Origin of the sequence: Streptomyces sp. SID14436, from assembly GCF_010548465.1 — a bacterium.
Classification (GTDB): domain Bacteria; phylum Actinomycetota; class Actinomycetes; order Streptomycetales; family Streptomycetaceae; genus Streptomyces.
Genome location: NZ_JAAGMD010000196.1, coordinates 1 through 11,078, shown reverse-complemented (window position 1 = coordinate 11,078; position 11,078 = coordinate 1). Strand labels below are relative to the sequence as shown.

11 protein-coding genes are annotated in these 11,078 nt (G+C 73.8%); 3 read left to right on the top strand and 8 right to left on the bottom strand.

Annotation, left to right across the window (positions count from 1 at the left end; genetic code table 11):
• Positions 1-443 (bottom strand): NAD(P)-binding protein (locus G3I53_RS07150; protein WP_164438139.1); only part of this gene is annotated, 443 nt, incomplete at its 3' end.
• A gap of 212 nt (positions 444-655) precedes the next feature.
• The gene (locus G3I53_RS07145) at positions 656-1,558 is read right to left on the bottom strand and encodes a TIGR01777 family oxidoreductase (RefSeq protein ID WP_164438138.1); all 903 of its coding nucleotides are present in this window, start codon (positions 1,556-1,558) and stop codon (positions 656-658) included.
• 74 nt (positions 1,559-1,632) lie between these two features.
• Here G3I53_RS07145 and G3I53_RS07140 point away from each other — a divergent pair, with 74 nt between their 5' ends.
• Positions 1,633-2,124 (top strand): GNAT family N-acetyltransferase, encoded by a 492-nt coding sequence (locus tag G3I53_RS07140; protein WP_203592744.1) that lies wholly within the window; start codon positions 1,633-1,635, stop codon positions 2,122-2,124.
• A 26-nt stretch (positions 2,125-2,150) separates the two neighbouring features.
• Here G3I53_RS07140 and G3I53_RS07135 read toward each other — a convergent pair whose 3' ends face one another.
• Positions 2,151-3,335 carry a MarP family serine protease gene (locus G3I53_RS07135; RefSeq protein WP_164338917.1) on the bottom strand — a complete coding sequence of 395 codons (1,185 nt, stop codon included), beginning with the start codon at positions 3,333-3,335 and terminating at the stop codon, positions 2,151-2,153.
• A 192-nt stretch (positions 3,336-3,527) separates the two neighbouring features.
• Between G3I53_RS07135 and G3I53_RS07130 the strand changes: the two genes are divergently transcribed.
• On the top strand, positions 3,528-4,460 hold the full coding sequence (locus G3I53_RS07130; RefSeq protein ID WP_164438137.1) for a peptidoglycan recognition protein: 933 nt from the start codon (positions 3,528-3,530) through the stop codon (positions 4,458-4,460).
• Positions 4,444-4,650 carry a hypothetical protein gene (locus G3I53_RS07125; RefSeq protein WP_164337745.1) on the top strand — a complete coding sequence of 69 codons (207 nt, stop codon included), beginning with the start codon at positions 4,444-4,446 and terminating at the stop codon, positions 4,648-4,650. The genes G3I53_RS07130 and G3I53_RS07125 overlap by 17 nt, the downstream gene beginning before the upstream one ends.
• Positions 4,651-4,713: 63 nt before the next feature.
• On the opposite strand, the gene G3I53_RS07120 is transcribed toward G3I53_RS07125, so the two are convergent.
• The 5 genes from G3I53_RS07120 to G3I53_RS07100 all read right to left on the bottom strand — a co-directional run.
• Positions 4,714-5,235 carry a DUF4240 domain-containing protein gene (locus tag G3I53_RS07120; protein ID WP_164337747.1) on the bottom strand — a complete coding sequence of 174 codons (522 nt, stop codon included), beginning with the start codon at positions 5,233-5,235 and terminating at the stop codon, positions 4,714-4,716.
• Positions 5,236-5,360: 125 nt separating this feature from the next.
• Positions 5,361-6,335 (bottom strand): WYL domain-containing protein, encoded by a 975-nt coding sequence (locus G3I53_RS07115; RefSeq protein WP_164338892.1) that lies wholly within the window; start codon positions 6,333-6,335, stop codon positions 5,361-5,363.
• Between the two features lie 70 nt (positions 6,336-6,405).
• Complete coding sequence (gene aceE / locus G3I53_RS07110) at positions 6,406-9,108, bottom strand: pyruvate dehydrogenase (acetyl-transferring), homodimeric type (protein WP_164338891.1); 2,703 nt, start codon at positions 9,106-9,108, stop codon at positions 6,406-6,408.
• A gap of 289 nt (positions 9,109-9,397) precedes the next feature.
• Positions 9,398-10,021 carry a GntR family transcriptional regulator gene (locus G3I53_RS07105; RefSeq protein ID WP_164338890.1) on the bottom strand — a complete coding sequence of 208 codons (624 nt, stop codon included), beginning with the start codon at positions 10,019-10,021 and terminating at the stop codon, positions 9,398-9,400.
• Positions 10,022-10,258: 237 nt separating this feature from the next.
• Positions 10,259-11,078 (bottom strand): 2-oxo acid dehydrogenase subunit E2 (locus G3I53_RS07100; protein ID WP_203616719.1); only part of this gene is annotated, 820 nt, incomplete at its 5' end.

Here is an 11,078-nt window from a genome sequence, read left to right as displayed (position 1 = left end):
GCGCCGGTGCGGCTGCGGGGCACCGAGACCTGACGGCCGGGCACCGCGGCCGGCCGCCTCGGCGCGGCCCGGGTATGGGGGGCGCTCGCCAGGGCGCGCACCGCATGGAGTGCGCCCCTTGCGCCCCCGGAGCCCGGGGGTGCGCCGGCCCGGTGGTGACGTCCGTCACTGTGCAGCAGGACGCCGGGCGCGAAGGGGTGCAGGACGAGCCCGTCCAGGGCCGGGTTCAGCCGCAGTTCGGGGTACGCCGTGGACAGCAACTGCCCGGTCCGGTCGAGCCGGAAGCCGTCGATCTTCTCGGTGGCCATGCGGCCGCCCGCCTGATGGGCGGTCTCCAGGACCGTGGTGGTGACTCCTGCGCTGGTCAGTCGGCGTGCCGCGGCGAGTCCGGCGATCCCGGCTCCCACGACGACGACGTCCGCCTGCTCCGTGGGCTCAAGCACGTGCCCCTCCTCGAGGTTGCGCGGGCGCTGGAGACGTCATGCCCTCAACAGGCCCCAGGGATACCCGAGTTCGGTCCGAGGTTAGGCCCGTGATCGGTCGGGGGCAGTCGCGCATCGGCAGGGCACGGGCGCACGACGGTCGCATACCGCCGACGCCCGTGCGGGAAGGGGCCGCAGGGGGCGCGGGCCGGTCGCGGACCGGTCGCACCCGTTCACAGCGCGGCCCGGACCGCCCCCTCGATGTCCGGGAAGGCGAACCGGAAGCCCGACTCCGTCAACCGCCGGGGCAGTACCCGGGCACTGCCCAGCACGTCCCCGGACATCTCGCCCAGCACCGTGCGCAGCACCGGGGCGGGCACCGCGAAGACCGCCGGGCGGCGCAGCACCCGGGCCATCACCCGGGTGATCTCCGCGTTGGTCGCCGGATGCGGCGCGGTCACGTTGAACGGGCCCGACAGCCCGTCGGTCTCCAGCAGATGGCGCAGCGCGGCCACCACGTCGTGGAGCGCCACGAACGACCAGTACTGCCGCCCGTCGCCCAGCCGCCCGCCCAACCCGGCCCGGAACAGCGGGAAGAGACGGCCCCACGCCCCGCCGCCGCGGGACACCACCAGACCGGTCCGGGTGAACACCGTGCGCACTCCCGCCTCTTCGGCCGGTGCCGCGGAGCCCTCCCACTCCCGGCACACCGACGGCAGGAACCCCTCGCCGGCCGGGGCGCTCTCGTCGACCTCCCGGTCACCGGTCTCCCCGTAGTAGCCGATCGCGCTGCCGTTGACGAAGACCCGGGGCCGCTCGCCGTCCGCCAGTGAGGCCACGGCCGCCGCGAGCGCCGCGGTGCCGTTGACCCGGCTGGAGCGGATCCGCTCCTTGTAGGCCGGCGTCCAGCGCCGGTCGCCGACCCCCGCCCCGGCCAGGTTCACCACCGCGTCACAGCCGGCCAGCCCGGCGGCGTCCACCGATCCCCCTTCCGGGTCCCACCGGACCTCGTCCGGGCCCCGGGGCGTCCCCCGGACCAGACGGACCACCCGGTGTCCGTCAGCCGTCAGCGACCCGACCAGGGCACCACCGATGAGGCCGGACGCGCCGGCCACCGCGATTCGGGACTGTTCCATGAGCCCATCCTGCCGTCCCGCGCCCCCGGATAACCGGGACGGCCACGGCGTGCCCCCGACGTACAGTGACCGGCATGCCCGCGCCGCACATACGTCCCGCCCGCCTCGACGACGAGGAGCCGCTCGCCCGGCTCGACCGGGACACCTGGTCCCCGCTGCACGCCGTCACGCCCCGGCCCGAGCCGCCCCACCCGCCCTTCTTCACCGAGCGGAGCGGACCGGCGGACCACCTCGTCGCCGAGTACGGGGGCCGCGTCGTCGGCTACGTACGGCTCGGCTTCCCCACCCCCCTCGCCTCCAACGCGCACGTCCGGCAGATCGCGGGCCTCGCCGTCGCCGAGGACGCCCGCGGCCTGGGCGTCGGGCGGGCCCTGGTGCGGGCCGCCGTCGCCGAGGCCCGGGCCCGCGGCGCCCGCCGCATCACCCTGCGCGTCCTGGGCCACAACACCCCGGCGCGCACGCTCTACGCCTCCGAGGGCTTCGTCGTCGAGGGCGTCCAGCCCGAGGAGTTCCTCGTCGGCGGCGCCTACGTCGACGACGTCATGATGGGGCAGTCCCTCATCTGAGCCCGGCGTGACCGCGACGCCAGGCTCTACGAGGTGACCAGGTCGCCGGTGTCCACCGGCGCCGTCGCGTCGGCGGCCCGCCGCGCGTCCTCGGCGACCTCCGCCGCCGTGAGCACATAGCCCGTCTCGGCGTCCGACGTGGAGCGGGCGAACACCACCCCGTACACCTTGCCGTCGGTGGTGAGCAGCGGACCGCCGGAGTTGCCCGGGCGGACGGTGGAGCGGATCGAGTAGATCTCGCGGGTGACCGTGGCGTCGTTGTAGATGTTCCGGCCCCGGGCCTGCACGCGGTTGGCGACCGTCGCCGCCTGGAGATTCAGGTCCCCGTCCTGCGGATAGCCCGCCACGACCGCCGAGTCGCCGCGCTCGGCGTCGTCCTCGAAGCGCAGCACCGGCGCCCGCAGCCCCGGCACCTCCAGCACCGCGACGTCCTTCTGCGGGTCGAACAGCACCACCTGCGCGCGGTACGCCCGCCCGACCCCGCCGACCTGCACCGTCGGCCGGTCGATGCCCGCCACGACGTGGGCGTTGGTCATCACCCGCTCCGGCGCGTACACGAAGCCGCTGCCCTCCCGACCCTGGGTGCCGGCCACGCCCTCGACCTTCACCGTGCTGCGCTGGGCGGCCCGGGTCGCGGCGGCCGTGACACTGTCCCCGGACGGCTCGGCGACCTCGGCCGTCGACTCGTTCTCGAACGGGTTGAACACCTGCGGGAAACCGGCCTCGGTCAGCGCCGAGGTGGCCCGCGAGAACCAGCCCGGGGTGGTGTCCGGCATCGCGTCCTGCACCGCGCCGAGCAGCCGGGAGTCCCGGATCGCCGAGGTCAGCAGCGGTGACGAGGAGGCGCCCAGCACCGAGGCGGCCACCCACGCCACGATCAGCACCGCCACCGCGTTCGCCGCGGCGCCGCCGATCCCGTCCGCCACCCGCAGCGGCCCCCGGTCCAGCTCCCGCCGCAGCCGCAGCGCCAGCCGCCCGGCCAGCTCGTGGCCCGCCACGGCCGGCAGCAGCACCGTGAACACCGCCGTCACCGTGGCCGTGGTCGTGCCCGGCGTCACCAGGTCCATCACCCAGGGCAGGAGCCACACGCCGATCACCGCACCGCCCACGAAACCGGCCAGCGAGACGCAGCCCGCCAGCAGCCCGCGCCGGTAGCCGGACGCCGCGTAGGCCAGGACGATCACCAACAGCAGGATGTCGAGCAGGTCCACGCACGCCGCCTTTCTCTCGGGCCCCCCAATACGTGGGGGAGGGGCCCGGTGATCAGCCACGCGCGCGAACGGTCACCGACCGGGCCGTCCCGCGCGCGTACACCCGGGAAAACGCCGCGGACCCGGACGATGGTTCCACCGGGTGGCACAGTACACATCGCGGGCGGCGCCGATCGGACCCACAGTGGACCCATGCGTGTCCCCAGGAGACCGCGAGGGGCGCGGAAGCGCCGCTCCTCCCGGATACCCGGCCGGCCCGGCACCCCGGGCCTGCCCAGGGCGGTCACGGTGCCGCTCGGCTGTCTGCCGGGCGTGGCCGCCGCCGTCGCCCTGGTGCTGTGCGCCTACGGCGTCGAACGCGCCGCCGAGCCCACCGCGCAGCCCGCCGCACGCCAGACGCCCGCCCACGCGGCGCCCCGGCCCCACATCGTGCCGCGCGCGCGGTGGGTCGGCGACGCCGCCCGCGAGCAGCCGCCGCCGCGCTACGACGACGCGATCGTGGCCGTCTTCGTCCACCACACCGACTCGCCCAACGACTACGCCTGCGCCGAGACGCCCGACGTCATCCGGCACCTGTACGAGGGCCAGAGGGTGGGCCGGGACTGGGACGACATCGGCTACAACTTCCTCGTCGACCGCTGCGGCGTCATCTACGAGGGCCGGGCGGGCGGCACCGACCGGCCCGTCACCGGGGCCCACACCCAGGGGTTCAACCACCGCACCGCCGGGGTGGCCGCCATCGGGACCTTCACCGCCGGCACGCCGGTGCCCAAGCCGATGCTGTACGCCATCGCCTCCCTGGCGGCCTGGAAGCTGGCCCCCGCCGGCATCGATCCGCGTGCCGAGGTGCGTCTGGTGTCCAGCAACGGCGGCAGCCGCTACGCCGCCGGCACCGCGGCCACCCTGCCCGCCGTCGCGGGTCACAACGACGGCTACATGACCAGCTGCCCGGGCGCCGCCCTGCACGCCCGACTCCCGGACGTCCGGGAGATGGCGGCCGAGATGCAGGGGCGCGCGTCCGACGCGCGACGAGTACACAGCCGGGCCGCCGGGGAGGCACGTTCCGCCGCCCCGCCGGCCGGCACCGAAGCAGACCGGAGAAGGGCCGATGAACGACAGTCATGACCGAAGTACCGCCCGGGCCGGCGCCCTGCGCGCCCCCTGGACGGCCCTGTGCGCCGCCGCGGCCGTCATCCTCGGCCCCCCGGCCCACACCGCGTCCACCCTCACCCAGGCCAACGCGGCGCCCCGCCACCCCTCCCTCACCCCGGCCCCGGCGCACCGCCGTCCGGTCCGCCGTCATCCGGTCCACTGACGGCGCACGGCGCCTCCGGGCCCCCGGCAAGGGCCCGGAGGCGCCGTACGTCATCTCCCCGGCTCAGTCCCGGAAACGGGCCCACAGACGCGGGTAGCGCTCCGCCAGGACCTTCTCGTTCTCGAAGTCGAGGGGCGTCCCCTCCGGCTCGGCGGGCCCCGGGGGCAGCCCCAGGTCGGGGGCGATCGTGCCGGTGAGCTGCTCGTACGCCTCGTCCGCCGCGTAGCCGAGTTCCTCGCCGTCGCCGTCGACCTCCTCGTCGAAGTCGTCGTCCAGCAGGTCGGCCAGCGCGTCCGGGTCGTGCAGGGCGCCCTCGAAGACCTCCCGGCCCTGGCCGATGAGCCAGCAGCGGAAGAAGTCGAACGCGTCGTCGCTCGCCCCGTCCAGCAGGACCCAGGCGGCGCCCCACAGGTCCCACCGGTAGGCACGGTGGTAGCGGGACTCGAAGTGACGGGCGAAGTCCATGACCGCGTCCGGGTCGAGCCGCAGCAGCCGTTCCACGAGCAGGTCGGCCTGCTCCTCGGGGTCGCCCTCGGCGTCCTGCCGGGCGGTGTCCACCAGCTCCCAGAACTCCGTCTCGTCCATCACGCTGTCCAGCATCGGCCCTGCGCCCCCCGGACGCACCCGCAGTGCGCCGCCCAGGACGGGCCCCGATCCGGCCGCCCGGCCCGCCCGCGGCCCGGCGGGGGCGCCCGGCGCGGGCGCGTTCCTCACCGCCGGTACAGCTCCGCCAGCCGTGCGGCCTCCTCGGCGAACCGCTCCCGCAGCGACGACGGCTCCAGCACCTCCGCCTCCGCCCCCAGCGCCGTCAGCTGAGCGTGCGCCACCTCCTCCGACTCCACCGGCAGGGTCACCCGCACCCACCCCGCCGTGTCCGGGGCGTCCGCCTCCTCCAGCGCCTCCCGGGCGGACAGCGGGTCCACGGCGTGCGGCAGCCGCCGCACCCCCTCCGGCGACAGCCGGACCACCACCCGCGCCCGCAGGATCGAGCGCGCGAACTGCTCCGCCCGCTCCTCCCAGAACGCCGGGAGGTCGAAGTCCGCCGCCCGCTCGAAGCGTTCCCCGGCCGCCTGCACCGCCGTGAACCGGTCGATGCGGTACACCCGGAAGGACCCCTGCCCCGCGACCCGCGCGCACAGGTACCAGACACCCGCCTTCAGCACGAGCCCGTACGGCTCCAGTCGGCGCTCCACCTGCTCCTCGCCGCGCCGGTAGCGGGCGGTGACCAGCCGGTCGTCCCACACCGCGTCCGCCACGGCCGGCAGCAGCTCCGGTGTCCGCGGCTCGTGGAACCAGTTGGGCGCGTCCAGGTGGAAGCGCTGCGCCGCCGTCCGGGAGGCGTCCCGCAGCGAGGGCAGCAGCGCGGCCGACACCTTCAGCCGGGCCGCCGAGGCCGCGTCCTGAAGTCCCATCTCCCGCAGCGCGCCCGGCACCCCGGACAGGAACAGCGCCTCCGCCTCCCCGCGGGCCAGCCCGGTCAGCCGGGTGCGGTAGCCGCCGATCAGCCGGTAGCCGCCGGCCCGCCCGCGGTCCGCGTACACCGGCACCCCGGCCTCCGACAGCGCCTGCGCGTCCCGGGTGACGGTGCGTTCCGACACCTGAAGCTCCCGCGCCAGTTCGGCCGCGGTCATGGACGGGCGGGACTGGAGCAGCAGCACCATCTTGATCAGCCGGGCAGCACGCATGCGCCCATCATGCAAGAAGGCCCCCCCCGTCGCGGGGGCCTTCTGCCGGGTCACACAGCCGTACCGGCCGTCACAGGCCGTACTGCTCGCGCGCCTCCTTCACGGCCGTCGCCCGGACCTCGCCGCGCCGGGCGAGCTGGGCGAGCGCCGCGACGACGATCGACTCGGCGTCGACGCCGAAGTGGCGGCGGGCGGCGTCCCGGGTGTCCGACAGGCCGAAGCCGTCGGCGCCCAGCGACGTGTAGTCCTGCTCGACCCACTGCGCGATCTGGTCGGGGACCTGGCGCATGTAGTCGGAGACCGCCAGCACCGGACCCCGGGCGCCCTGGAGCGCCTGCCGCACGTACGGCACCCGCTCCTCGCCGCGCAGCAGCGCCTCGTCGGCCTCCATGGCGTCCCGGCGCAGCTCCGTCCAGGAGGTGGCGGACCACACGTCGGCGGCCACGCCCCACTCCTCGGCGAGCAGCTTCTGCGCCTTCAGCGCCCAGTGGATGGCCGTGCCGGAACCGAGCAGCTGGATCCGCGGGGCGTTCGCCGCCGGGGTGAGCCCGGCCGACTCGGCCGTGTTGAAGCGGTACAGGCCCTTGACGATGCCCTCGTCGATCCCGGCCACCGACGGCTTGGCGGGCTGCGGCAGCGGCTCGTTGTAGACCGTCAGGTAGTAGAAGACGTTCTGGTCCTCGTCCGGCCGGCCCTCGCCGAACATCCGGCGCAGACCCTCCTTGACGACGACCGCGATCTCGTAGGCGAACGCCGGGTCGTAGGTCAGCGCGGCCGGGTTGGTCGCCGCGATGACCGGCGAGTGGCCGTCCGCGTGCTGCAGGCCCTCGCCCGTCAGCGTGGTGCGGCCCGCGGTGGCGCCGACCAGGAAGCCGCGGCCCAGCTGGTCGCCGAGCTGCCACATCTGGTCGCCGGTGCGCTGCCAGCCGAACATCGAGTAGTAGATGTAGAACGGGATCATCGTCTCGCCGTGCGTCGCGTACGACGTCGAGGCGGCGATGAACTCGGCCATGGCCCCGGCCTCGGTGATCCCCTCGTTGAGGATCTGGCCGTTCTTGGCCTCCTTGTAGTACATCAGCTGGTCGCGGTCGACCGGCTCGTACGTCTGGCCCGCGGGCGAGTAGATGCCCAGCGACGGGAACAGCGACTCCATGCCGAAGGTGCGCGCCTCGTCGGGCACGATCGGCACCCAGCGCCTGCCGGTCTCCTTGTCGCGCACCAGGTCCTTGACCAGGCGGACGAACGCCATGGTGGTGGCGACGTTCTGCGAGCCGGAGCCCTTGTCGAAGGCGGTGAACGCCTTGTCGGCGGGCTGGGGCAGCGGCGCGACCGGGTGGACCCGGCGGGCCGGGGCGGGACCGCCGAGCGCGGCCCGGCGCTCCTGGAGGTAGCGGACCTCGGGGGAGTCGGCGCCCGGGTGGGCGTAGGGCACCTCGCCGTCGGCGAAGGCGCTGTCGCTGATCGGCAGGCCGAGGCGGTCGCGCATCGCCTTGAACTCGTCCACCGAGAGCTTCTTCATCTGGTGGTTGGCGTTCTTCGAGGCGAAGCCCTCACCGAGGGTGTGGCCCTTGACCGTCTGGGCCAGGATCACGGTCGGGGCGCCCTTGTGGGAGACCGCGGCCCGGTAGGCGGCGTAGACCTTGCGGGCCTCGTGGCCGCCGCGCGAGACGTGGAAGCACTCGAGGATCTTGTCGTCGCTCAGCAGCTTCGCCATCTCGGCGAGCGCCGGGTCCTTGCCGAAGAAGTCCTCGCGGATGTAGGCCGCGTCGCGCGTCTGGTACGTCTGCACCTGGGCGTCGGGGACCTCGCGCAGGCGGCGGACCAGGGCGCCGGTGGTGTCCAGCTGGAACAGCTCGTCCCAGGCGGTGCCCCACAGCGTCTTGATCACGTTCCAGCCGGCGCCGCGGAACTGCGCCTCCAGCTCCTGCACGATCTTGAAGTTGGCGCGGACCGGGCCGTCGAGGCGCTGCAGGTTGCAGTTGACGACGAAGGTCAGGTTGTCCAGGCCCTCGCGGGAGGCGAGGGTCAGCGCGCTGGTGGACTCCGGCTCGTCCATCTCGCCGTCGCCGAGGAACGCCCATACGTGGGAGTCGGACAGGTCCTTGATGCCGCGGCTGGTCAGGTAGCGGTTGAACCGCGCCTGGTAGACCGCGGAGATCGGGCCGAGGCCCATCGACACCGTGGGGAACTCCCACAGCCAGGGCAGGCGCCGCGGGTGCGGGTACGACGGGAGGCCGTCGCCGCCGGCCTCGCGGCGGAAGTTGTCCAGCTGGGCCTCGGTGAGCCGGCCGTCGAGGAAGGCGCGGGCGTAGATGCCGGGGGAGGCGTGGCCCTGGATGTAGAGCTGGTCGCCGGAGCCGTCCGCCTCCTTGCCCTTGAAGAAGTGGTTGAAGCCGGTCTCGTAGAGCCAGGCGGCGGAGGCGAAGGTGGCGATGTGGCCGCCGACGCCGTACTTGCTGCCGCGGGTGACCATCGCGGCCGCGTTCCAGCGGTTCCACGCGGTGATCCTGGCCTCCAGCTCCTCGTCACCGTCCACGGCGGGCTCGGCGGCGGTGGGGATGGAGTTGACGTAGTCGGTCTCCAACAGCTTCGGCAGCGGCACGCCGGCGCCCTCGGCACGCTCCAGGGTGCGGCGCATCAGGTACGCGGCACGGTGCGGGCCTGCCGCCTCGGTGACGGCGTCGAGGGAGGCCCGCCACTCGGCGGTCTCCTCGGGGTCGCGGTCCGGAAGCTGGTCGAGCTCGCTCGGCCGGACAGCCATGGGGTCGGTCATGTCGCCGCCTTCCTCAGTCGAAGGGGGTTCCCTCGTCAACAAGGGTTCGGGGGTGCCCTAGGTCTTTGGCAGGACAGGGCTGAGGGCTCGGGTGCAAGCCCGTTGGCGACAATAACTCCCTGATCGATGATCGATCAAAGGTTCTGGGGGAAATATCTCTTGATGACGAGAAAGTCGGCACGGGGTGCCTTGGAGAGTGGCACTCGGTGACCATGAAACGCCTGGTTCTCGCAGGTGGGACACCGGATGAGCACCGCATCGCTCGGTTGGCGGCCGGGCCGCCCGGGGCTCATGCCCGCGGCGCGCACCCCAGGACGTGCGCTTTGACGATCTCGGGGATGCGGGGGTCGCGGCGCCGGAACGCGGCCACCAGCTCCTCGTGCTCCTCCGCGTAGGACTGCTGCACCGTGCCCAGCCAGCGGATCGACAGCGCCGTGAACACCTCGATGCCCAGGCCCTCCCAGGTGTGCAGCAGCACCGAGTTCCCGGCCGCGCGCACCAGTTCGCGGTGGAAGGCGACCGTGTGCCGCACCTGGCCCGTCCCGTCGGCCATGCGGTCGGCCTCGTACAGGGCCGCCACGTGCGGCTCCAGCGCCGAGCAGTCTTCGGCCAGCCGGTCCGCCGCCAGCTCCGCCGCGATCGCCTCCAGGCCGGCCCGCACCGGATAGCTCTCCTCCAGGTCGGCGGCCGTCAGATTGCGGACCCGTACGCCTTTGTTCGGCGCCGACTCGATCAGCCGCAGCGACTCCAGCTCCCGCAGCGCCTCGCGCACCGGCGTCTGGCTGACCTCCAGCTCCGTCGCGATCCGCCGCTCCACGATCCGCTCACCCGGCTGCCAGCGCCCGCTGATGATCCCTTCCAGGATGTGCTCGCGGATCTGTTCGCGCAGCGAGTGGACGACGGGCGCGGTCATGAGAGCTCCTTACGCGGGGGCCCCACCGGTCCCCTGAGGGCGTTCGACGCTTAGACAATACGGCCGCCGCGCCGTCCCGGTGGGGCGCACGGGGGCGCTTTCGCCCAGGTGAGACGAGACTTACACGACGCCTGTGACGCCGCACGGCCCGGCGCGCACCGGAAGGCGCCCGCACGGCAGGTGCCCCCGCCCGGATTCTCCGGACGGGGGCACCCGTGCTGGCTGTGCGGCGGCTGCCTACAGGCCGAGCTCGACCTCGAACTCGCCCGCCTCCAGGATCGCCTTGACCGCCGTCAGGTAACGGGCCGCGTCGGCACCGTCCACCAGGCGGTGGTCGTAGGAGAGGGTCAGGTAGGTCATGTCGCGGACGCCGATGACCGTGCCCTCCTCCGTCTCGATGACGGCCGGACGCTTGACCGTGGCACCGAGGCCGAGGATGGCGACCTGGCCCGGCGGCACGATGATCGTGTCGAACAGCGCGCCGCGCGAACCGGTGTTGCTGATGGTGAAGGTCGCGCCGGACAGCTCGTCCGGGGTGATCTTGTTGCCGCGGACCTTGCCCGCCAGCTCGGCCGTGGCCTTGGCGATGCCGGCGATGTTGAGGTCACCGGCGTTCTTGATGACCGGGGTCATCAGGCCCTTCTCGGAGTCCACCGCGATACCGATGTTCTCGGTGTCGAAGTAGGTGATGGTCCCCTCGGCCTCGTTGATCTTGGCGTTGATGACCGGGTGGGCCTTCAGCGCCTGCGCGGCGGCCTTGACGAAGAACGGCATCGGGGAGAGCTTGACGCCCTCGCGCGCCGCGAACGCGTCCTTGGCCTGGTTGCGCAGCTTCATCAGCCGGGTGACGTCGACCTCGACGACCGAGGACAGCTGGGCCTGCTCCCGCAGGGCCTTGACCATGTTGTCGCCGATGACCTTGCGGATCCGCGGCATCTTCACGGTCTGCCCGCGCAGCGGGGACGCCTCCAGCACCGGGGTCCGCCGGGTGGCGGCCGGCGCGGCGGCGGCCGGAGCCGGAGCCGGGGCGGCCTTCGCGGCCTCGGCGGCGGCCTCG

Excerpts from the sequence above, each read along its gene's own strand:
- G3I53_RS07145 (WP_164438138.1), bottom strand. The coding sequence starts at position 1,558 with ATGGAACAGTCCCGAATCGCGGTGGCCGGCGCGTCCGGCCTCATCGGT.
- G3I53_RS07140 (WP_203592744.1), top strand. The coding sequence starts at position 1,633 with ATGCCCGCGCCGCACATACGTCCCGCCCGCCTCGACGACGAGGAGCCG.
- G3I53_RS07130 (WP_164438137.1), top strand. The coding sequence starts at position 3,528 with ATGCGTGTCCCCAGGAGACCGCGAGGGGCGCGGAAGCGCCGCTCCTCC.
- G3I53_RS07125 (WP_164337745.1), top strand. The coding sequence starts at position 4,444 with ATGAACGACAGTCATGACCGAAGTACCGCCCGGGCCGGCGCCCTGCGC.
- G3I53_RS07120 (WP_164337747.1), bottom strand. The coding sequence starts at position 5,235 with ATGGACGAGACGGAGTTCTGGGAGCTGGTGGACACCGCCCGGCAGGAC.
- G3I53_RS07115 (WP_164338892.1), bottom strand. The coding sequence starts at position 6,335 with ATGCGTGCTGCCCGGCTGATCAAGATGGTGCTGCTGCTCCAGTCCCGC.
- aceE (WP_164338891.1), bottom strand. The coding sequence starts at position 9,108 with ATGACCGACCCCATGGCTGTCCGGCCGAGCGAGCTCGACCAGCTTCCG.
- G3I53_RS07105 (WP_164338890.1), bottom strand. The coding sequence starts at position 10,021 with ATGACCGCGCCCGTCGTCCACTCGCTGCGCGAACAGATCCGCGAGCAC.